At 41.2% G+C, this 22,861-nt stretch carries 21 protein-coding genes; 7 read left to right on the top strand and 14 right to left on the bottom strand.

Annotated elements, in window-relative coordinates; all coding sequences use genetic code 11:
• The first annotated feature begins 9 nt into the window (after positions 1-9).
• Positions 10-555: a YpiB family protein gene (locus tag ABC361_RS19355; protein WP_413075466.1), complete on the top strand. Its 546-nt coding sequence runs from the start codon at positions 10-12 to the stop codon at positions 553-555.
• A gap of 16 nt (positions 556-571) precedes the next feature.
• Here ABC361_RS19355 and ABC361_RS19360 read toward each other — a convergent pair whose 3' ends face one another.
• The 6 genes from ABC361_RS19360 to ABC361_RS19385 form a co-directional block, all read right to left on the bottom strand.
• The gene (locus ABC361_RS19360) at positions 572-1,459 is read right to left on the bottom strand and encodes a metal ABC transporter permease (protein WP_413075810.1); all 888 of its coding nucleotides are present in this window, start codon (positions 1,457-1,459) and stop codon (positions 572-574) included.
• Positions 1,459-2,382: a metal ABC transporter permease gene (locus ABC361_RS19365; protein ID WP_413075467.1), complete on the bottom strand. Its 924-nt coding sequence runs from the start codon at positions 2,380-2,382 to the stop codon at positions 1,459-1,461. The genes ABC361_RS19360 and ABC361_RS19365 overlap by 1 nt, the downstream gene beginning before the upstream one ends.
• Positions 2,360-3,118: a metal ABC transporter ATP-binding protein gene (locus ABC361_RS19370; protein WP_413075468.1), complete on the bottom strand. Its 759-nt coding sequence runs from the start codon at positions 3,116-3,118 to the stop codon at positions 2,360-2,362. Before ABC361_RS19370 ends, ABC361_RS19365 begins: the two co-directional genes overlap by 23 nt.
• A gap of 41 nt (positions 3,119-3,159) precedes the next feature.
• Positions 3,160-4,104, bottom strand: coding sequence for a metal ABC transporter solute-binding protein, Zn/Mn family (locus ABC361_RS19375; RefSeq protein WP_413075469.1), 945 nt, complete (start codon positions 4,102-4,104; stop codon positions 3,160-3,162).
• A gap of 257 nt (positions 4,105-4,361) precedes the next feature.
• On the bottom strand, positions 4,362-5,156 hold the full coding sequence (locus ABC361_RS19380) for a Cof-type HAD-IIB family hydrolase (RefSeq protein WP_413075470.1): 795 nt from the start codon (positions 5,154-5,156) through the stop codon (positions 4,362-4,364).
• A gap of 160 nt (positions 5,157-5,316) precedes the next feature.
• Positions 5,317-6,693 (bottom strand): dipeptidase, encoded by a 1,377-nt coding sequence (locus tag ABC361_RS19385; protein WP_413075811.1) that lies wholly within the window; start codon positions 6,691-6,693, stop codon positions 5,317-5,319.
• A 98-nt stretch (positions 6,694-6,791) separates the two neighbouring features.
• Between ABC361_RS19385 and ABC361_RS19390 the strand changes: the two genes are divergently transcribed.
• The gene (locus tag ABC361_RS19390) at positions 6,792-7,946 is read left to right on the top strand and encodes a GNAT family N-acetyltransferase (protein WP_413075471.1); all 1,155 of its coding nucleotides are present in this window, start codon (positions 6,792-6,794) and stop codon (positions 7,944-7,946) included.
• A gap of 67 nt (positions 7,947-8,013) precedes the next feature.
• Here the strand turns inward: ABC361_RS19390 and ABC361_RS19395 are convergent, their stop codons facing one another.
• Both ABC361_RS19395 and ABC361_RS19400 read right to left on the bottom strand, forming a co-directional pair.
• The gene (locus tag ABC361_RS19395) at positions 8,014-8,298 is read right to left on the bottom strand and encodes a hypothetical protein (protein WP_413075472.1); all 285 of its coding nucleotides are present in this window, start codon (positions 8,296-8,298) and stop codon (positions 8,014-8,016) included.
• A gap of 88 nt (positions 8,299-8,386) precedes the next feature.
• A complete protein-coding gene (locus tag ABC361_RS19400; protein WP_413075473.1) occupies positions 8,387-10,387 on the bottom strand; it encodes a methyl-accepting chemotaxis protein in 2,001 nt (666 codons plus the stop codon).
• Between the two features lie 135 nt (positions 10,388-10,522).
• On the opposite strand from ABC361_RS19400, the gene ABC361_RS19405 reads away from it, so the two are divergent.
• Positions 10,523-12,286 (top strand): S9 family peptidase, encoded by a 1,764-nt coding sequence (locus ABC361_RS19405; protein WP_413075474.1) that lies wholly within the window; start codon positions 10,523-10,525, stop codon positions 12,284-12,286.
• Between the two features lie 63 nt (positions 12,287-12,349).
• Here the strand turns inward: ABC361_RS19405 and ABC361_RS19410 are convergent, their stop codons facing one another.
• Entirely contained in the window at positions 12,350-14,017 is a 1,668-nt protein-coding gene (locus ABC361_RS19410) for a nicotinate phosphoribosyltransferase (protein ID WP_413075475.1), read from the bottom strand.
• Positions 14,018-14,209: 192 nt separating this feature from the next.
• Positions 14,210-15,415 (bottom strand): ornithine--oxo-acid transaminase, encoded by a 1,206-nt coding sequence (locus tag ABC361_RS19415; protein ID WP_413075476.1) that lies wholly within the window; start codon positions 15,413-15,415, stop codon positions 14,210-14,212.
• Positions 15,416-15,536: 121 nt separating this feature from the next.
• Here ABC361_RS19415 and ABC361_RS19420 point away from each other — a divergent pair, with 121 nt between their 5' ends.
• Positions 15,537-16,757: an MFS transporter gene (locus ABC361_RS19420; protein ID WP_413075477.1), complete on the top strand. Its 1,221-nt coding sequence runs from the start codon at positions 15,537-15,539 to the stop codon at positions 16,755-16,757.
• Between the two features lie 20 nt (positions 16,758-16,777).
• Here ABC361_RS19420 and ABC361_RS19425 read toward each other — a convergent pair whose 3' ends face one another.
• Positions 16,778-16,942, bottom strand: a complete 165-nt coding sequence (locus ABC361_RS19425) for a hypothetical protein (protein ID WP_413075478.1) — start codon at positions 16,940-16,942, stop codon at positions 16,778-16,780.
• A 50-nt stretch (positions 16,943-16,992) separates the two neighbouring features.
• Between ABC361_RS19425 and ABC361_RS19430 the strand changes: the two genes are divergently transcribed.
• From ABC361_RS19430 to ABC361_RS19440, 3 genes are all read left to right on the top strand, one after another.
• On the top strand, positions 16,993-17,853 hold the full coding sequence (locus tag ABC361_RS19430; RefSeq protein WP_413075479.1) for an SHOCT domain-containing protein: 861 nt from the start codon (positions 16,993-16,995) through the stop codon (positions 17,851-17,853).
• A gap of 135 nt (positions 17,854-17,988) precedes the next feature.
• Positions 17,989-18,840, top strand: coding sequence for an SHOCT domain-containing protein (locus ABC361_RS19435; RefSeq protein ID WP_413075480.1), 852 nt, complete (start codon positions 17,989-17,991; stop codon positions 18,838-18,840).
• A 25-nt stretch (positions 18,841-18,865) separates the two neighbouring features.
• Positions 18,866-19,708 carry an SHOCT domain-containing protein gene (locus tag ABC361_RS19440; protein ID WP_413075481.1) on the top strand — a complete coding sequence of 281 codons (843 nt, stop codon included), beginning with the start codon at positions 18,866-18,868 and terminating at the stop codon, positions 19,706-19,708.
• Between the two features lie 42 nt (positions 19,709-19,750).
• On the opposite strand, the gene ABC361_RS19445 is transcribed toward ABC361_RS19440, so the two are convergent.
• From ABC361_RS19445 to ABC361_RS19455, 3 genes are all read right to left on the bottom strand, one after another.
• On the bottom strand, positions 19,751-20,143 hold the full coding sequence (locus tag ABC361_RS19445; protein WP_255224248.1) for an ArpU family phage packaging/lysis transcriptional regulator: 393 nt from the start codon (positions 20,141-20,143) through the stop codon (positions 19,751-19,753).
• A 77-nt stretch (positions 20,144-20,220) separates the two neighbouring features.
• Complete coding sequence (locus ABC361_RS19450) at positions 20,221-20,991, bottom strand: N-acetylmuramoyl-L-alanine amidase (protein WP_413075482.1); 771 nt, start codon at positions 20,989-20,991, stop codon at positions 20,221-20,223.
• 203 nt (positions 20,992-21,194) lie between these two features.
• Complete coding sequence (locus ABC361_RS19455; RefSeq protein WP_413075483.1) at positions 21,195-22,817, bottom strand: catalase; 1,623 nt, start codon at positions 22,815-22,817, stop codon at positions 21,195-21,197.
• Positions 22,818-22,861: the final 44 nt, after the last annotated feature.

The raw sequence follows: 22,861 nt of genomic DNA on the forward strand, positions 1-22,861 counted from the left end.
ATGTGACGCTTGAGTGATTTATTAAAGAGACAGTTTCTAAGGTGGTTTGTGGACCAGCATTATTTAAAACACCGTGGCGCACGTGCACTACTTGTACACATTCAATCGTCGCCCCATCTATTATCGAAACTCCGGTTAACGGAAACGATTCAACCTCAAAGACGCACACTTGTTATTGCAAGCACTCAATCAGATGAACCTGGTTTCCGCTACCTATATGATGGCCAAAAAACCGAGGATGTGTCTAAAGCGCTCGATGACATTACCACACATCCATCGAGTCCCATTTATTTAATTGTCCATTTTTACGGTCGTGACATCCATCATTCGTATCGACAATTGCTAGAAACACCTATCCACCGTTCTTACCGACAATATAAACAAAATCAACAAGACGAAAAAGAGGCCAATGCCTTTTTAGACTATGTGGATGTAGAAAATGAACGAACACGGTTACGGGCGGCCATTGACAAAGCGTTGGATGACCGAAATCATGATGAGTTCGCTCGCCTTTCCAAAGAGCTGCGACATCTACAAGAACAAGCGTTATTGTAATGAAAAAGCCCATGCTTTATGCATGAGCTTTTTTGCCGTTTTTCTTATCTGGACGAATCCATTTCGACACTAATCCATGTGATGGTGAAAAGACAAAGCTAATAATAAACACAGCACCTGTCATCATAGCCATGGAGCCAGATATAGAACTATCAATCCAGTAAGCAACATAATAGCCACTTATTGCCGATACTGCACCAAAGAAGGCACTAAGCACAATCATGATGGATAAGCGCTCTGTCCACAAGTATGCTGCAGCTGCTGGCGTGATTAACATTGCCACAACCATAATTGCGCCAACCGCATCAAATGAGGCAACCGTCGTGATAGAGACAAGCCCCATAAATAAATAGTGTAAGAACATAACTGGTAGACCTAAACTTAGCGCAAGCGCGGAATCAAATGCGAGCAACTTCCATTCTTTATATAAGATGAGAATAAACGCAAGCACAATTATGAGAACGATCACCAGCATTAAGGTAGCAACGGGAATTTCTAAACCAAACACATTGGTTGTGTTAAACGGGATAAACGCAATTTCACCCATTAGCGTGTGCTGCACATCTAGATGCACGTTTCCAACTGAGGTGGAAATTAGAATAACTCCAATCGCAAACAAAGATGTAAAGACGACACCAATGGAAGCGTCATGCTGTACTCCTTTTGAATGAAACCACTGTACCAAAAAGGTTGTTAATAACCCAGCTAATGCAGCACCAATTAACATGTGAATGCCTTCCATACTTTGCGTAATGAGAAACGCAAGCACAATGCCTAGAAGTACAGTATGGCTAATTGCATCGGCCATCATCGCCATCCGACGTAAAATTAAGTAGGCACCGACGATTCCACACGTAATTCCCACAAGCGCTCCGGTAATTAAAATCCAGCCTTCATAGGAAATCATTCGTTCCCACCTTCTTTCAATACACCAGGTGCTTCATTGTTTCCGAATGCTTGTTTTTGTTGCGCTTTAAACTCAATGCGTTCAGCGATTAAGCCTTTTTCTTTTCCAAAGAATAAGGAAAAAACGAAAAAGATGGATGCCGATAACACAATAAATGGTCCCGTAGGCCAACTAGGACCTTGCGCACTTAAAAATGTTCCAATCGCTCCAGATAAGCCACCAAATATACCTGATAATAAGAGCATCACCTTAAACGACTGTGTCCAGTAACGTGCGCTTACCGCAGGAATAATTAGCAAAGCTGCCATTAAAATAACCCCAACAGCTTGAATGCCAATGACAATTGTTGTCACGAGGCCAATCATGTAGACAATATCCATCCCACGTGATGATAAGCCAATTCCCCGTGCAAACTCTGGATCAAATAAGAACAACTTCCATTCTTTATAAGCGAGCGTAATGAGAAAAATGACAACAATGGCAAGGATCACCATCGTATAGACGTCCATTCGCACCATACTTGCTGCCTGACCGAAGATAAACGTATCTAGACCACTTTGATTTCCACCACCGGATCGATTCACAAGCGTTAATAGAACAATACCAGCTCCGAAGAAAACGGAAAGAATAATCCCCATTGCCGTATCTTCTTTAATTCTCGATGAGGAGCGTATAATGTGAATAAACCATGCACCGAGCAATGCGCTTAAGGCTGCACCTACTATCAGAATAAAGAAATTCTTTTCATTTATAATCATAAAGGCGATGACTACACCTGGAAGAGCTGCATGGGAAAGAGCATCACTCATTAAGCTTTGCCGTTTCCAATAAGCAAGCGTACCGAACATTCCAGCGGCAATTCCTAAGAACGTCGCACTTAGGAGCACCCATTGAAAATTAATTGACGCTAGAATGGCCATTAGGAAGTGCCTCCTCTTTAATAATGTGCACCGCTCCTCCGTAAGCCTTGGTAATATTCGACGTTGTAAATGTGTCATCCGTTTTTCCATGCGCAATCACGGTTTTGTTTAAAAACAACACATGGTCGAAGTAATCCGCTACGGTTTGTAAATCGTGGTGAACAACAAGAACTGTTTTTCCATCTTCTCGCAATTGCTTTAAGATATCCATAATCGCTCGCTCTGTTGCGGCATCTACTCCTGCAAAAGGTTCATCCATAAAGTAGAGATCAGCATTTTGTACAAGTGCTCGAGCGAGAAAAACACGCTGCTGTTGACCACCAGATAGTTGACTTATTTGTCGTTTTGCAAAGTCTTCCATCCCTACTTTTCGTAGTGCCTCCATCGCTTTTTCCTTATGTTTTTTCTTTGGCCATCTAAGCCAACCAATATGACGGTAGAGGCCCATTAACACCACGTCTAGCGCATTTGTTGGAAAATCCCAATCCACAGAACCTCTTTGTGGAACATAACCAACACGAGATTTCTGTCTCTTTAACGTTGAGTCGAAAAATCGAACTTGACCATGTAAAGGCGGATGCAGGTTCAGCAACGCCTTTATAAGCGTTGACTTTCCTGCGCCATTCGGTCCTACTATTCCAGTTAAAGAGCCTTTCTCAACCGTGAAGCTAACATTTTTTAACACTGTGTTCTTGCGATAGGCTGCACTGATGTTCTCTACATCTAGTACGCTCATGATCGTTCATCTCCTTAATCTGCTCAACACACTCATAGAAGTTATTCGGAGGCTGTCAAAGCTGAGTGGATGGTATCGACATTATGACGATACATGCCAATATACGTTCCTTCTTCTGTTCCTTCTTCTCCCATAGCATCTGAGAATAATTCACCGCCAAGTTCAATGGAATGCCCAGCTTGTTCAGCACCTTCTATAACAGCTTGAACAGTTGAATCATTTACACTGCTTTCTACGAATACTGCAGGGACTTCTTTTTCTACAATCGTATCAATCGTCGACTGAATATCAGAAATGCCAGCTTCCGATTCTGTACTTAACCCTTGTATACCCATGACCTCGATGTCATTCATTTCGCCAAAGTATTGAAATGCATCATGTGCCGTTACTAAGATACGCTGTTCTTCTGGAATTTGTGCGATTGTATCTGTTGCATACGTGTGTAAATCGGCTAATTCATCAAAATAGGCTTGTTTATTCTCTTCTAATTCATCTGCATGATCAGGTAACAGCTCTTTTAATTCTTCAACTGCTGAATCTAATGCTTGTTCCCATAATACTACGTCAAACCAGATGTGCGGGTCATCCATGCCTGCTTCTTCTTCATCTTCGAGTAAATTTCCTGTATCTACCGTTTCTCCAATCGCATACGCATTTGAATCCACGCTATTAAAAACATCCGTTAATTGGGCTTCTAAATGAAGACCGTTGTAGAAAATAATATCTGCTTCCTGAAATAAACGAATATCACTTTGAGACGCTTCATACACGTGGGGGTCTACGCCTGGTCCCATAAGTGTTTCCACGTTTGCTAAGTCTCCAGCAATGACAGATAGTGGTTCTCCGATTTGACCAATTGTGGCTACAACATCAATCGTACCTTCCGTCTCGTCCGTTGTCCCACCTGTGTCATCTCCTCCGTCATTACATGCAGCAAGAACCATCCCTACTGATAAAAAAGTAAAACCTAAAACATGTTTTTTCATTTTTGTTTCCTCCTTTTTCCCATCCGTTATATCTATTTCTATGCAAAAACCACTATTTATTTCCTGTCCACAATAAAGTTTCTCTAATGCAACTTTAATTCCCTTGTCCAATATTGTCAATATCTTTGCTCGAAATTCATTTTAAGAAAAAAATACCAATCTTATTAGCTTATTCCCTTATCTTTCCGTTCACCTTTACAATCTATGTACAAAAAAACGCCACCCTGATTTAAACAGAGTGACGTCTTATGAATGGTTTAGAAATCATTGCCATTATTATTGTCTTTATTCGCTTCCGTCTTCGGCAAAACCACCCACCTATGAATAGCAGCCGCTACGCCATCGTTTACATTCGTTGCCGTTATCCAATCCGCTTTTCGTTTAACAAGATCTTGCGCATTTCCCATCGCAACACCCAGTCCAGCTTCTTGAATCATGGCGATGTCATTCAAGCTATCCCCAACAGCCATCACGTCCTGCATATCAATTCCTAACTCATCACATACCAATTTAATGGCATTCGCTTTATTGATACCGATGGCATTCACCTCGATATTTGTTGGGCTCGAATTTGTAATTTCCGTTAGCCCTCTTTCTGTTAATTCCGCAACAATTTCTTTACGGACGCCATCATCGGTTGTATCAAATCCAAATTTCAACCATTGATAATTGTGGCGATCCTCAGGCAAGTCACCACGAAATAGTCCATTTGATGATGCTGCCCATACATGAGCTCCGTATCGCTCTCTTAATTCGTATACATGATTCACTGCATCTTCGTGCAAGTGTGTAGCATGGATTAAATCGCCATCTTTGTTATAGATTTCTCCGCCATTAGCTGTAACTAAGAATGTTTGCAGCCCTAACGATTGCGCATAACTTCCACACGTTGCCCGCGTTCTACCAGTAGCAATCATGACGGGAACGTTTAATTCCCTCGCTTCAATAATAGCCTCTCGATTGCCAGGAGAAATCTCATGATTATCGTTTAATAGTGTACCGTCCATATCTAGCGCGATTAATTTTATTTCTGGTCTTTCTTCCGTTGACATGCTACATGACCCCTTCCCACAATGCACTCATTCCACTCCTAGTGTACTACAAACTGAAATAGTCTGTCGTGTTCTGAACTCCAATACAAAACAGTCTTTATGTACAACCAGTTAAAGAGAGAAATGGTAAAAAGGATGAGCATTTACTCATCCTTTTGTCTTAACCTAACTTGTTATATTCTTCCCAAAACGCAAGAATTGTTTCCAACCCTTTATCAAAATTTTCAAGGTGAAAATGTTCGTTTGGTGCATGGAAGTTCTCACTAGGCAGTCCAAAGCCCATCAAAATAATCGGAACGTTTAATTGCGAATCAAAGGTTTCGACAACTGGAATAGAACCACCCATTCGAGTATAGGCTACTTCCGTTTGATACACGTTTTCATACGCTCTAGCAGCCGCAGCGAAAGCTGGGTCCGTCACCGGTGCAGCGAACGGTTTGCCTGTATCGTGACGTTGCGTCGTAATCGACATACCTGTTGGCGTATTTGCCGCAATATGCTCCTCAATTTTCGCTAAAATATCTTCTGGGTCTTGTCCAGGAACCAATCGACACGTAATCTTTGCTGTTGCTTCAGCGGGGATAACGGTTTTTACCCCTTCTCCTTGGAATCCTCCAAACACGCCATTAAATTCAAGCGTTGGGCGAATCCAAGTCCGTTCACGAGATGTGTAGCCTTTTTCACCAACAAGAGCTGAAACGCCTGTTTCGGCTTTCATGCTTTCATCTCCACTGCCTAGTGCAGCTAAACTTTCCTTTTCTTCATCCGCTAAAGCTTCAATACCTTCATAAAAACCTGGAACAGCAATATCGCCGTCCTTGTTTCTCATTGTGCCTAAAAGCTCTACTAATCCATGGAGTGCATTTGGGACTGCACCACCGTACAGGCCAGAATGTAAGTCGCCTTTTGCACCTTTAACCGTTAATTCGATTGCTGCAAGCCCTCTTAAACCTGTGCAAATTGCAGGTTTTCCACGTTCTAGCATCGGTGTATCTGAAATTACAAGTACATCTGAACGAAGTTTCTCTTTTTCTGCTTCAACAAATCCATCTAAATTGGGAGAACCGATCTCTTCTTCCCCTTCAATTAAAAATTTTACATTAAACGGAAGTTCCCCTTCTGATTTAAGCATCGCTTCGACTGCTTTAATATGCATGAAGGTTTGACCTTTATCATCACTTGCGCCTCGAGCATATAGTTTGTTGTCTCGAACAGTAGGCTGGAATGGCTCTGTTTCCCATAAATGCAAAGGATCAACTGGCTGCACATCATAGTGACCATAAATGAGAATCGTCTTCGCATCTTCACCAGCTTTCAACCATTCACCATAGACGATTGGATGTTTTTCTGTCGGAATCACTTCCACCTTTTCCATCCCTGCATGCAACAATTGACGCTCTAACCAGTTTGCAGCTTCCACTACGTCTGCTTTATGTTCTGACAAGGAGCTCACACTTTTTATTTTTAGAAACTCATTTAATTCATCTAACATCGCTTCTCGGTGTGCTTGTAAATAATTTACTGCTTTACTTGTCATCATGATCACTCCAAAATATTCTTCTTTTTTCGATTGTATCATAGTCTCCTATCCTTCACGACTCATGTTACACTAGAACGTATGAAGGAGGGAATTGAATGACAGTACAATCATTAACGACGGCTGATTTTGATGAAGCCTTTCAATTAAGTTGCTACGCGTTTCAAGCAAAACCTACGGAAGAGCAAACGGAATTTGCACGAAAGCAATGGTCAAATGAGAATGCTTCACAGTTTGGTATCAAGGACAATGACAGAATAATCTCAAAGTTAAAGTTATTATCTTTACATATTCACTTGTACAATACCAGCATTCCTATGGGCGGAATTGCTAGCGTGGCCTCCTACCCAGAGTCCCGAAGAAAAGGGAGCGTTCGTAAGCTCTTGCTCCATAGCCTCGAACAAATGAAGGAACAAGGTCAACTTATCTCTTATTTAGCTCCATTCTCCGTACCGTTTTATCGAAAATTCGGCTGGGAAATCTTATGTGATGAAGTCACGTATACCTTAAGGAAAGACCAACTTCCTCACCCTCTTCCCAACATTGAGGGCTCATTGATTCGAACTACCTATACAGACCCTCGTGTAAAAACGGTGTATGAACAGAGCATTTGTCATGGCATGCTACATCGCGATGAAGGCTGGTGGGAAAGAAAGCACGAGGGATTTAAAGAAAATGAAACGGTTCTTTATGAAGATGTCGATGGTCAACCAACGGGATACATTGTCTATAACATAAAGGATTCAAAGTGGAAAACAGAAGAGTTTGTCTACGTGAACCAAGCCGCTTTACATTCATTGCTTCACTTCATTGGTCAACATGACTCTATGCTTCAAGAAGCTACCCTCACTGTACCTGAATCAAAAGGGCTGCATTTTTTCTTACCGGACCCGCTAACTTCAGCGGAAACGAAGCCATACTTTATGGCGCGAATTGTGGACTTCTCTCAATTTGTAGCCAAGCTCCCATTTAAAGAAGAGGGGCAGTTTACGATTCGTATTCAAGATGAATGTGCTGCATGGAATGATAAGACGTTCTCTTTAACGATTCAAGAGAGCCACATTACGTGCGAACCAACAAATGTACCGCCAACTATTTTTATGACGATACAAGTTGCATCAAGCTTATTAATGGGCTACAGACGTCCGGAGTTTTTTAGAGATACAGGACTCATAACCGGCGAACGCAATGACGTTCAAGCTTTTTTACAGACGTTACCAACAGAACAACCTACTTTACATGATTTCTTTTAAGTAGCAGACGATACCTACTATAAAAAACGGCGCTCCCCACACATTAAGAGGTAGCGCCGTTTTCCTTTTATTTCACTCGCTGTTTCAATACTTGTACAACATTGTCTTTTTGCTCTGCTTTTAATGTAATATCTCTTACATAAGTATGAGGTTCTTCACCATCAATAGGCTCAAGCTTTAATGTAATATGCGGTTCATTTTTCTCCGTTGCCTCTACCTTGTATTCATCAAACTCGGCTGCAAGTGCCTCAAATGTTAAATTATTCTCCTCATCACTTGCTTCACCGCCAACCCATACTTCTTTTGGTTGGTTCAAATCTTCGTCTTTGTAAACTAATATGAGTTTATTCATGTTTCGTGCACCTCGTTTTCAACAGGGATGCTTTATTCATTCCTTTTTCCATCGATTCTTAAACGTTTGGGTTTGCCTCAAACATAAATTAGTCGTTCCACTCAAATTTTGCTATCATATCTTCTAATTCATCTGCTAGTTCTGCAAGGTTCGTCGTTGAGCTCAAAATTTCCTCCATTGAAGCGAGCTGTTCTTCTGTCGATGCCGATACATTTTGCATGCTTGCGGAAGTCGTTTCATTTGCAGTTGAAATTTGGTCATAGGACTGAATGAACTGCTCTGTCTGATTAGCCATTGTCTTCACTTCTTCTGTAACGAGGGAAATCTTTTCTGTTACTTGATTCATATGTGCTTTAATTGAAGAGAACGATTGACCAGCTTCTTCAATAATGGTCACACCTTTTTCGACTTCTCCTTCACCAGCCGTCATTTCTTGTACAACAACCTTTGTCTCGTCCTGCACGTTGTTGATGTGTCCCTGCACGGTTTTGGCCGCATTATTTGATTGTTCCGCTAGTTTTCGAACTTCATCAGCGACAACAGCAAAGCCTCGTCCGTTTTCACCTGCTCGTGCAGCCTCTATGGATGCATTTAGCGCAAGCAAATTCGTTTGTTCTGCAATATCAGAAATCATTTGACTAACTTGGCTAATCGTTCCCGCTTGTTTCTCTAGGCTTTCAACAGTCGTAGATATGGATCGTACTTTTTGTTGAATGGTATTCATTTGTTCGACACTGCTTTTTATGCCTTCTTGTCCAGTTTGAACAGCTTGTACAGCGTCTTTTATCGCTTCTGTTACAAGAGTCGTCGATTGTTGAATGTCTTGAATGCCACTTGAAATGGTTGTTGCAGCAGACTTTCCTTTATCCATACTCGCAGTTTGCTCTTCCACGCTGCCAGATACCTCTTGAATCGCCAACGTAATTTGCTCGGTTGCCTGCATATTCTGTTCTGTACTTGCCTGAAGTTCTTCGGATGAAGCTGCTAAATACGTCGATTTATCTCGAATCCCTGTAATCGTCGCAATCAGGGATTGCCTCATTTCGTCAAAAGACTCTGCAAGCACACCCACTTCATCTTTAAACGTTGAATTCACTTTATAGGTAGAACTTAAATTTCCTTTACTAATAACCGTCGCCACTTCTGATAATCCAGCAATCGGTCGCACAATCGCACGAACTACCCCAAAAATAATAATAGATCCTATAATAAGTGTCACAACGACAACAATAATCATCGTAATTAAAATAGGCTCGACTAACTGCCGAACTTCATTTGGCATCATTGCCCCAGCAAGAACCCACCCCGTAGGTGAAACGGTGTTATAGGTAATTTCTCGCGGATCTCCATCATCTAATTGAAACTGAAACTGCCCTTCCTCACCGTTCTCGACAAACAGAGAACTCAGTGTGGCCGGAATATATTCCCCTGACTCAAGCACCGGGTGATAAACGACTCTAGAAAGGTGATCGACTAAAAACAAATAGCCTGTACTCCCAATTGACGCATCTGCTACATAATTTAAAATCGGATTAAAATCAACACGCATCGCGACAACATGCTCACGATCGCTTGTTAACGAAGCAAAAATAATATCCGCATCTTCTTCAGTGGTAAAAAACGGTTCACTGACCGCAACATCGGTTTGTCTAGCAATCACATCTCGTAACCACGTAAATTCATGAATGCCATAATTGTCGGCTAAGTCTTCCGTATTCGCGACATCTGTCGTATTTCCATCCGGTTGAATCACAACCCCTTCTCCAGAGCTATTCACAACATAAAGCTCGCGAATACGTTCATTTTCTCTAAGCAAAACGTCTAGCTCTGATGCAAGTTCATCCGCTGACTGAGATCCATCTACCGTGCTCCCCATATAAAAAGCCAACTCAGTCTGTAACTCCATGTATTGCTGAACAGAAGAATGAACATTAGACGTCATTTGTTCCGCTTGTGTATGCATCGTTTCTTCAACATTATCCCGCGTTGTTAAATACGAAAACACCCCGATCACGAGACTCGGTATAAGTAACATTAATCCAAATGCAAGCATTAATTTCCACTTTAAACTTATGTTTTTCTGCTTCATATTTCCCCCACCTCTATCTTCTCATCTACTATTTCGGCTAGTGATTCTACTTTCTAAAGTCTCTATGCTGATATTTGAAGAATTGCGCGAAAAAAGTTATCATTAAATCAATTTAAATAAGAGAGGATGGTTTTCATGCAGCTTGCAGATTTTCTTACGATTGATACCGCATCAAATCCCGTTTTTCATCCGGCTCAATCTGATCGATTTCTTTACATAAATGATGCATCCGGTTTGCCTCAAGCCTACGAATACAACTTAGCCACCCAGTCATCCAGCCAGTTAATTGAAACATCTGAACGAGTAATGTTTGCCACATACATTGGTAATGACGTGTTAATCGGTATGGATCATGGTGTCAATGAAAAACAACAACTCTTTCTTGTTAAAAATAAGGAGGACCTGCTTCCATTAACAGACGATCCCGCTCATATCCATCAATATGGTGGGCTATCACCTGATAAACAAACGATTGCATGGAGCAGCAACCGTCGCCATCCCCAGTTTTTTGATGTGTACACTCAACGTATCGACACATTTGAAACACAATGTGTCTATGAAGAGGATGCTCGCCATGACCCAGTCTCGTTTCATCCAAATGGTAAACAGCTACTCATCCAAAAAACGTCGACAAACTTAGATAACGATCTAGGCCTCTTGCATTTAGAAACCAAAAAAATTGAATGGCTCACGCTACATGACGGCGAAGCTCATTTTTCAAACGCTTATTTTGATAAAGAAGGGACGTACATGTATTGCATTAGTAACGTTGGTAGAGAATATAGCGGCGTTGCGCGCATCCACGTTGAAACGAAAGCGCTGGAATGGCTATGTACAGCAGATTATGATTACGAAGAACTCTTGTTAAGTAAGGATGGGGAATATGTAGCGTATGCGCTAAACAAAGGCGGCGTTTCTGAAGCGTACCTTACCCATGTTCCATCATGGCAAGAAACAAAACTTTCGATTGAAAAAGGTGTTGTTTCAAGTTTTTCGTTATCTAAAGATACAAGCCACCTCATATTTTCATTAAACGGTGCCTTACATCCAACCGCTATTTGGTGCTATGAAATCGAGAAAAAACAATTGCAGCCTGTTGAAAACTGTACGAAGGCTCGTCACATCATCCCACACTTAACGCAATCAGAAGAAGTGATGTTTACAAGCTCAGATGGTGAAACGATTTCTTCTTTCTATTACAAACCTGATGTAAAAGGTCCGCACCCCGTCGTTATTTTTGTTCATGGTGGTCCCGAGAGTCAAATTCGCTCTGTTTACAACCCATTTTTGCAGTATTTTGTTTCACAAGGATTTGCTGTCTGCACTCCAAATGTACGTGGAAGCACTGGCTATGGAAAACGATTCCATCATCTAGATGATAAACGGAACAGGATGGATTCGGTTCGTGATTTAAATGAATTAGCAGAATGGTTAAAAGCGCAAGGGCTAGCCATCCCAGATAAAATTGCGGTGATGGGAAGAAGCTACGGCGGCTTTATGGTTTTAGCAGCCATCACCCACTTTCCAAAGCAATGGGCTGCGGCAATTGATATAGTCGGGATCTCAAGCTTTAAATCATTTTTAGAGAATACAAGTATATGGAGAAGGAAAGTGCGAGAAGCAGAGTATGGCTCTCTTGAAGATGATGTTGATTTCTTTGACGCCATCGACCCAATTCACAAAGTCGATCAAATCGAAGCACCTCTTCTTGTTCTGCACGGCCGAAATGATCCCCGTGTCCCAATTTCCGAAGCCGAGCAAATGGTCGCACAACTTCAAGAGCGCGAGCACCCGGTCGATTTCTTATATTTTGAGAACGAAGGTCATTTCTTTGTTCGCTATGAGAATAATCTAGCAGCATATGAGAGGTCATTTTCATTTTTACAGAAGTGGCTGTAAAAAAAGAACTCCATGAGTGAGATTCCCTCATGGAGCACTTTTTTATAAGAAGGAACACGAACGTTATCCTTCTCGTTTTTCATGTATAAGTTGATTTTTCATCTCTGTTAATTCATCAGATAAGGATACTGGGTACACTTCTGGTACTTCTAAGCGAAGGTACTCTTCCCAAAATGATTGTTTTTGAAAGGCATGATAGTCACGCACTTCACTAAGGGACGGAACATTATAAACAAGCTTTCCGCCTTCAAAGATTGGTTGTAATAATTCAACCGCTTGGAAGTCACGAATCCGCTTCGCCTTTAACGGGTTTCGTGGATGTTTTAGAAGAATTTCATCTTTTCCTTCTAACGATTCATGTTCTAAACACACGTAATCTCCTTTTGCCATACCATCGTCTCCGAATAGACGGTACACTTTTTTGCGACCAGGGTTTAAGATCTTCTCAATACTTTCAGAGATCTTGATTAACGCAACCCAATCATCTTTTGTATATTGATTTGATTCTAATTCCGAATGCAATGGACGTCTCGCAACAATTTTATGCACACCGCCAAGAGCTGGGTTGTCATACGCCGTAATAAACTTTGTCCCCACACCCCAGATATCCACTTTCGCCCCTTGCTGTTTTAAGGAAGCAATCGTGTACTCATCTAAATCGTTGGTTGCAGCAATCTTCACATGCTTGAGACCTTCTTCATCAAGACGCTTGCGGACTTTTTTAGATAAGTACGCTAAATCTCCACTATCCAACCGAACAGCCGTCATCTCATACCCTTTTTCTTCTAGTCGACGAGCTGTTTCAATCGCATGTGGCAGCCCACTTCCCAATGTGTCCGTCGTATCTAAAAGTGGAATGGTTTTCTCTGGGAACACTTCCGCATACGCAAGAAAAGCTTCCAATTCAGAAGGGTGAAACATAATAAACACATGCGCTTGTGTGCCTGTGATCGGCATCGAGAATTGTTTACCCGCTTTTACGTTACTCGTCGCGTCAAAACCAGCAATGTAGGCCATCTTCGCACCATTTACACTGGCATCTCTACCTTGCGCACGTCGTTTACCCATTTCTAATAAGCCATCATTACCAGCAATCGTCTTAATACGTGCGCCTTTTGTGAGCACTAATGACTCTGCATTAATAATGTTTAACAACATCGCTTCTATCCAAATACATTCCCAGACCGGTGCTTCAATTCGGATGAGTGGCGTGTTCGGGAACACAATGTTTCCCTCTTCAACAGCGTGTAAATCACCACTAAAACGGAGCTTTCGTAAATCATCGAGAAACGCTTCATCAAAACCTTCTGATTGCTCTCGTAAGTAATTTATATCACTTTCATTAAAGTATAAGTTTTCGATTGTATCAATTAAATGTCCAAGTCCGCCGAACGCGACATAGCCACCTAACTCTGTACTAAATTCACCAACGCCTCGAACAAAAGGGGCTTTCCGATAAAAGTCATCAAAAACAACTTGAGTTTGATGGAGCCCTTCTTTCCAAAGTGCATACATCATCGTAATCGCATAATAATCAACATCAAGTGCATAGTCTTCAGAGGGGTTATAATAAGGTGTGACATGATAAGAATTGGCACCACATCGGATGCACGGCTCCTCGCTAGAAGACTCATTTGAGAAACTTGGTTGGTCACATTCTTTACAAATATGTACATAGCGATAACGAGTTGGCTTAACAAAATCAAAGATTGTTTTCATATGTTCAGACATCTTTCTGCTCCTTTATGGGTTACGCTTTCACTGTATATAAGTCATCAAAAGTATACCCTTGTTTGACCTTGATTTCAAATCAGGCAACCTCATAAAACCTTACACAAACAAAAAAGCGCCCAGTATGGACGCTTTGGTTGAAGGTGACGATTTGCTGCGTGTTTCAGCAATTCGTACAGGGTCAAGCCTATCTTATTCTGGAGCTGACTCTGACAAAACGATTTTAATTTGTTCTAACGCGTGATCCAGTTCTTCTTTCGTAATAATCAATGGTGGCGCAAAGCGAATGACGTTTTCATGGGTTTCTTTGCACAACAGCCCTCTTTCTTTCAACTGCTCACAAAACGGGCGAGCCGATTCGGTCAACTCAATCCCAATGAATAAGCCTCTCCCACGTACTTCTTTAATAGAAGGGTGCGTTAACGCGTTCAATTCCTTCATAAAATAATCCCCAAGTTCCTGAGCATTTTCTAACAACGATTCCTCTTCCAAAATTTCCAGAGCCGCAATGGATACTGCACACGCAAGTGGATTACCGCCAAACGTTGACCCGTGTGAACCAGGCTCAAACACACCTAGAATGTCTTTATTCGCCACGACTGCAGATATTGGCAAAATCCCTCCTCCAAGCGCCTTTCCGAGGATGTACATATCTGGCTCGACGCCTTCATGATCACACGCAAACCATTTTCCAGTGCGGCCTAGACCTGCTTGAATTTCGTCTGCAATAAAGAGAATGTTGTTCTCTGTACAAATACGACGAACGTCTTTTAAGTAGCCGTCAGGTGGAATAAGTATGCCCGCTTCCCCTTGAATCGGTTCCACTAAAAATGCCACCGTATTTCCTGTAATCGCTTCTTCCAACGCTTTTGCATCGCCATAAGGAATGACTTTTACACCTGGTAACAACGGGCCAAACCCACGCTTATATTCTTCACTTGAAGAAAGTGAGACTGCCGCAAGCGTCCGTCCGTGAAAATTGTTCGCACACACGATAATCTCCGCTTTATTCGCCACCACTTTTTTCTCTTGGTAGCCCCAACGACGCGCTGCCTTCAAAGCCGTTTCAACCGCTTCTGCCCCTGTATTCATTGGCAATACCATGTTTTTCTTCGTTAACGTTGCCACTTTTTCATAAAAAGGGGCCAGTTGATCGTTATGAAATGCACGGGACGTAAGCGTAACCCGTTCTGCTTGGTCTTTTAGCGTTTGAATTAGTTTTGGATGACAATGCCCTTGGTTAAGCGCTGAGTAGGCACTTAGCATATCAAGATATCGATTGCCTTCTGCATCCCAAACCCAAACACCTTGAGCTTTAGAAATGACAATCGGTAAGGGATGATAATTATTGGCACCATATTCCTCTGTTTTTTTAATAATCTCCGTTGACTTAGACATAAACATCCTCCTTCATCACAATCCTTACATTCTATGTTTCTTCGCTTTTAAAAAATGATTTCCTGCTACAATCACTTGGAAAAAAGGTGTTAAGATGAAATGAGGTAAGGAGGATTCACCTATGGATACACAAATTAGACGCATACATCACATTATTTTTCTCGCATCTGTCTTTTGCTTTTGGCTTGCTACATATAGCTACGTTCCTGTTTTCAGCCTTTATTTAGAGTCCATTCCTTTTAGTTACGGCTTGATTGGCATTATTCTTGGAAGTTATGGCATCACACAAGTATTGCTTCGTTTTCCACTCGGAGTCTTACTCGACAAACTCGTGACGTTGAAAAAACACTTTTATGTTGGTGGGTTTGTCGTTGCGATCATTAGCGGCTTTATTCTTTTACTTTCTACGTCATTCGTATGGATATTGATCGGTCGGCTGCTCGCCGGTGTTACCGCTGCAATGTGGGTCATGGCCACCATCATGTATGCAGACTATTTCCGCGCAGATCAAACGGGAAAAGCAATGGGGACGCTGCAATTTGCCACGGTCATGCCACAGTTTATTAGCATGCTTACAGCGGGGTTGCTTGTAGAGTGGATGGGCTTTGCTATTCCGTTTTGGGTCGGAATTATGACAGCATTCATTGGACTCATTCTCGCTTTATCTGTAAAAGTTGTTCCAAACGAACGCCGTTCTAGTGTCAATGGATCATTTCGCTCTATTATTCGTTCGACATTATCAGTGAAAAAGCTGATTCCTATCACATTGATTTCTTTATTCACTCACGCACTTTTGTTTATTTCAATCTTTGGCTTCACCCCAGTCTACGCTGGAGCCCAGGGAATTTCAGAAGGAGCGATGGTTTGGGTCATGGTCGCGTTTTTTGTGCCACATGCAGGAGCATCCATCCTCGTTGCCGTAATGAATGTAGCTCCTCAGGTGGAACAAAGGCTCATTATTAGCAGCTTACTCTTTACAGCGATTACGTTCTTCTGTATGCCACTTGCGACAGAACTCTTTTCTATAAGCTTATTGCACGCGATTATCGGCTTAACAATTGGGATTGTCCTACCACTCTTATTATCTCAAATTGCCAGTCTTGCCCCAGCTTCCCTGAAGACATCCGTCATGGGGTTTTACCAATCCATCTATGCGATCGGCATTTTTATCGGACCATACCTAGCTGGTTTTGCTGCAGAACAATTTGGACTTCAGCATGTCTTTACTTTAGCAGCGATCATTAGCTTTCTTGCAGTGGGGATTGCAGTACTTACTAGATTAAGAGAAAGACAGCAACAATTGACCGATGCTTCAAAAACCAAAAAGCTGAATCACCATTGAGGCATGATTCAGCTTTTCCTTTATCCTGTTATTAACCACGGTGAGGCATAGAAATCTCTTCTAAAAAGCTCACCTGATTCTGGGAAGGACGTAGGCAGTTGCCCATAAGGAATATTGGTTGCTCGATAGCCGCCAAAGACCGTATCTTTAAGTGCTTCAACAACGATATACAGAATTCTTGCCACAAACCCATGTTAAACTCTTAAGTAAAGATATTTGGAAAGGTCGAGTCTTGATGTCACAAGTTTTTAAATTCCTTGAATCCTCATTAATTGTTGAAGAAGATTGCGTAATACTTCGACATGGAAGAATAAAATCTTTGAATGGAGGTGCAAAAAAAGAAGTAATTCTCCCATATTCTGAAATTGAAGATATTATTTTTCAAAAGCCTGGATTCTCAGCCGGTTATTGCTACTTTAAACGACCCGGTGCTTCAACAAATATGACTAAACATCAAGCCGTGCACGATGAACATTCTATTTTGTTACACTTTCGATACCACTACAAACGATTTTTGAAAGCGAAGAAAAGAATCGAAGCCCTTTCAGAAAATGTTGAGACAGTCTCAGAGTCAGAACTGGACCGTATTTATCACTCTCTGTTTTTGGATTCAAACCAATCAATCACTTATAAAGGCTATGATGGAAGTTTAGAAGTTACAAGAGATAGCGTTACGATTTTATACAACGGATTTCTTCATAGCGGAGGACGCGGTCAAAAAACCATTCAAATAAAAGAAATTAATAGTATTTCACTTTCTAAAAACACCTTTGTAAGTGGGAAAATTCAGCTTCATTACAATGGATTTCAAGATAGACGAAATGGCATACTTGCTTCTGCCGCAAATGAACTAAGTATTACAAACATCAACGAATACAATCGTTTCTTACAGGCAAAAGATCTTATTGAACGGATTAAACATTACCATGACTCAGATAATGAAACTGGTTATGACAATAGCTACAACCAATATGCCGAACCTGTGCATACTCCCCGCTCTACCGCAGACGAACTTCGAGAGTTTAAATCGCTTTTAGACGAAGGTATTATTACGGAAGAAGAATTTGAACAAAAGAAAGCGCAGTTACTTCGCTAATGAATTGAGCCCCTCGTATAGATACGAGGGGCTTTTTTACAACAATTGTCCAGATGTATTCAACCTCGTCTTTAAAGATTAGATTTATGTTAAACTACTTTAAACAATAACCTTATTGAGAAAGGACGACTCATCATGCCACACGTTTTTAAGGGAGCTCGATCGACCCTAACCATTGAGGATGACAGATTAGTTATTCGTCATAACAAAATAAAAACATTTGCTGGTGGTGCTCGAAAGGAAGTTATCATTCCCCTAAATGAACTTGAAGGAATGGTTTTTCAAAAACCTGGTCTTTTATCTGGTTTTTGCTATTTTCAATTACGGGGGGTTTCGCCATCTATAACAAGGTTTCAAGCAGCAAATGATGAACATTCTATCATGCTAAATTTTTTCTACCATTACAATCGTTTTCAAAAAGCGAAGCAGATTATTATGAATAAACTAGCAACTATTGAACCTTCTTTAGAAATGGAAATCGATCGAGCTTTGAATGACCTTTTTTCTATTCCTTCCCATACTGTTAAATTCGATGGTGTTGACGGCACCTTAGAATTAACTAAAGATACTGTAACGATCTATTACAAACGTTTTCTTCATTCAGGAGGCAGTGGAAAAAAATCCATTTACATTAAAGACATTAGTGCTATTACGCTCTCACCTCAAACATTGGTGAATGGGAAATTTGAAATTCATCATGGTAACTATTCTTCGAGGAACTTAAATCCACTTGCTTTAGGATCAAACGAAATTAGTATTGGTAACATCAACGAATATAATCGTTTCTTACAGGCAAAAGAACTTATTGAACGGATTAAACATTACCATGACTCACATAATGACTTTGAAAACAGCTATAACCAATATGCCGAACCTGCGCATACTCCCCGCTCTACCGCTGATGAACTTCGAGAGTTTAAAGCTCTTTTAGACGAAGGTATTATTTCAGAAGAGGAATTTGAAAAGAAAAAGATGGAACTACTGTAAGAAAATCTTTTAAGGAGGAGCTAACATGACTATGGCTACTTTTCAATCAATGGGCACGACCTTAATTGTTTCTGAAGATCGGATAACCTTAGAACATAACCGCAAAATTGGAAACTTAAGAAAAACAACAGAGATAGCCTTTACTGAATTAGAAAAAATTGAAGAGAAAAAACCTACACTTTTTTCCGGGTATGTTTATTTCAGACGACATCACGATCCTTCTATTGACGATAAAGAAGCTATGATTCATGAACAGGCAATCATTATACGATCAAAGAAAAAGTATAAAGAATATGAAAAAGTTAGCGAACAGATAAAACAAAAATTAGTAGAAAACGCTCAGGCCTCTGATACACCAACCGATCGAATCAAATCATTAGTTAAACAACTTACATCTAATCCAAATGAATCTTTACGTTATGAAGCCCATCAAGGCCATTTAATCATAAGCGCCTATACGGTTTGTATACATCATAAAACGCTGCATCGAGGTAAAAAAGGAGAAAGAGAATATTCCATTCCTTCTATCAATAGCATTCATTTATCTAAAAGCGGTTTAAAAGCTGGTCGTATTCGCTTTTTTACGGGGTCTACGAATAGCAATGAGAAATATAAAGCCTATTTAGCAGCTGAAAATGAACTGCTTATAACAGGGATTGATGACTACCATAATATGCACGAAGCTAAACTACTCATTGAACCCCTACGTGTTTATCACGCAGATAAACACGATCCGTCTGTTTTACCAACGTCAAATCCTTCTTCACGCTCCACCGCAGACGAACTGCGAGAGTTCAAATCTCTTTTGGACGAAGGCATTATTACAGAAGAAGAGTTTGAAAAGAAGAAAGCGACATTACTTCGCTAACAAAACAAGACCCTCATGTAAGATGGGGGTCTCTCTCACCTTCTACAAGCAGCCTGCTACTCCCAACAGATAGTGTAGTTTCTCTAGTGCCTTTGCTTTCAGTCTGTAATACTGCCTTTCACTCACCATCATTTCCATATAAACTTGATAGTCAAATCGATCTTCTTCAAGATAGCGTCGCACGATTAGTTCTCGTTCAGTCTCTGACAGTCGGTTAATGCAGTTCTGGATGGTTTCTAAAAAAGCTCTTCTCTCTTTCTCCTCATGGTTTTCAAATGTTTGTTCTTTTTGAACATAAAAAGCCGTACTTTCTCCAGTAGCGACGACCATAAACTGAGGAGTAACCTTAGGCATTTCATCAAACGTAAGCGTAAGTTTTGTTAAATTATATTTTGCTAACACTTGCTCTACTTTTTGCTTTTCTTCCTTTTGCAAAACGATCCCCCCTTTATTTAGTAAAGAGAGCTAATTCGTTAAAAATCAAAAAGACGAGGAAAATCCTCGTCTTTCTGTTACCCACTTACCACAGTGGCATCATAACCTCGCCCGCGCAGTTCACTCGCAAGTGCATCTGCATTCGCTCTAACTGAAAAGGCACCTGCCTGCACGAGGAACAAGGAACCACTTTGTACAATAATGGATTCATAGCCATCGGCTCTTAATCGTGCTTGCTGTTGGTCCGCATTGGCTCGAACGGAGAATGCACCGACTTGGACACGGTAGATGGTTCCACCACCGCCACCACCTCGCTGTAAATTAAACGCTTGTGCTAGTCCATTTACATGTCCTCTCGCTACACGATCTAAGAAAGCGGAACTTCTTAAAAGATTTGCGTCTGCTGCACGGTCTATAAAGAGATTTTCTGTTAAGATTGCTGGCATATTAGACGTTCGTAGTACAGCAAAGTTTGCTCGTTTTTGACCACGATTCGTCACATTCATCTGTTGCAAGATGGCTGGATGAATAATGCCTTGCAGTCGGGCCGTTTCTGCTCCTGCATTTGTATGAATAAACGATTCAAAGCCCGTACCACCACCTGCATTAATGTGAATGGACATAAAGTAGTTGGCATTCCATGCATTGGCTTGCTGCGTCCGTTCTGTTAACCCAATAAACACATCCGTTGTTCGGCTCATACGAACTTCAACACCTTGATATTCATTTAGTAGAATATCTCGAATACGTGTTGCAATTGCTAGTGTTAGCGTTTTTTCTTGTAACCCGTTTCCTACTGCACCTGGGTCACTTCCACCATGTCCTGGATCTAGAAAAATTCTTGTCATTCTTTTCTCCTCCTTTGACATTTAGGTGCTTGTCCGCATCCATTACCGACGCGAAAAAGCATGCAGCGCTTTACGCCACATGCTATTCATATGCAAAATCTATTAACGTGTCAGGGTATTTGCTAGAGTTTGAGTCAAAACAGGCTTAACTCTCGTTTTTCATCCAAAAAAAGCTGCCTCAATGGAGACAGCTTCTTCTTTTCTTAATACGGGTCAGACGGTTGACTGTCTTGCTTCGCTTCTTCAACCTTTTGCTCTTTCCGATCTTCCATACTTTCTCGTTCTTTCGTTATCGCTTCTTTCAGTCGCTTGCCGTAGTCTGCATCGGCTTCTGTTGTGTTTTTAATCATCTGTTCGCGGACTGCATCGTGAACATCGGATAATGCACCAGACAAATTGGAAATTAGCTCATCTTTTTCCCAATCTGCTAAGCGGCGGAACGTCTCACCAGCTTGACCAAAGTTATTTGGTCGATCGATCGCTTCACCTTTTACTTCGCCAGAGACATGAGGTGTATGATCTTTCCCCGTCTTCTCTGCTTCTTTTAACCCACCAATCACTGATGGTTCATAGTTAATATGAGGGTTATTGCTTGGTGGCGAATCAACTTGATACGCCATTTGACCATCGCGCTGGTTTGTCGCCACACGTTTTTTAGGTGCATTGATTGGCAGCTGCAAGTAGTTCGCGCCAACACGATAACGCTGCGTATCCGAGTAAGAGAACGTACGCCCTTGCAATAGTTTATCATCAGAGAAATCCAAGCCGTCCACAAGGACACCTGTTCCAAATGCAGCTTGTTCCACTTCAGCAAAGTAGTTCTCTGGGTTTTTATTTAAGACCATTTTACCGACTTTATGCCATGGAAATTGATCTTTGTACCAGAGTTTTGTTGGATCGAGTGGATCAAAATCAAGTTCAGGATGCTCGTGATCCTCAATAATCTGAACATATAGTTCCCACTCTGGGTAATTGCCTTCTTTAATGGCTTCATATAGATCTTGTGTCGCATGGTTAAAGTTTTGACTTTGAATCTCATCAGCTTCTTTTTGCGTTAAGTTTTTAATACCTTGTATCGGTTCCCAATGGTATTTAACAAGAACCGCTTTACCTTCCTCGTTTACCCAGCGATAGGCATGAACCCCAGAACCTTGCATATTCCGATAGTTCGCCGGAATGCCCCAAGGAGAGAAAAGGAACGTAATCATATGCGTGGCTTCTGGACTTGAGGAAACAAAGTCAAAGAAGCGCTCCATACTTTGACGGTTGGTTACCGGATCTGGTTTAAACGCATGAACCATATCAGGGAATTTAAGTGGATCACGAATAAAGAAAATCTTTAAGTTGTTTCCGACTAAATCCCAGTTCCCATCTTCCGTATAAAATTTAACCGCAAATCCTCGTGGATCACGTAACGTTTCTGGTGAATGTGTGCCGTGTATAACAGTTGAAAATCGAACAAAAACCGGTGTTTGCACTTCTGTATTTGTGAAAACTTTTGCCCTCGTATACTTGGAAATCTCTTCGTCTCCTACTTTTCCATACGATTGAAAATACCCATGTGCTCCTGCGCCACGACCATGTACCACACGCTCTGGTATTCGTTCTCTGTCAAAGTGGCTTACTTTTTCTAAGAAATCATAGTTTTCAAGTGTTGTTGGCCCACGGTTTCCTACTGTTCGAACATTTTGATTGTCCTTTACAGGGTGACCTTGACGGTTAGTCAGCGTTTCGTCTTTCTCATTCGATGCTTTGCGCTGATCGAGTGAATCGCCTGCACCTGTCACACCTGTTCCAAATGAAGGGGACTTATGCTTTTCATCCATTTTACATACAGCTCCTTTATCATTCTTTCACATCTATCTTTTCC

Source organism: Shouchella phoenicis (assembly GCF_047238345.1).
In the GTDB taxonomy this organism is placed as follows: domain Bacteria; phylum Bacillota; class Bacilli; order Bacillales; family Bacillaceae_D; genus Shouchella.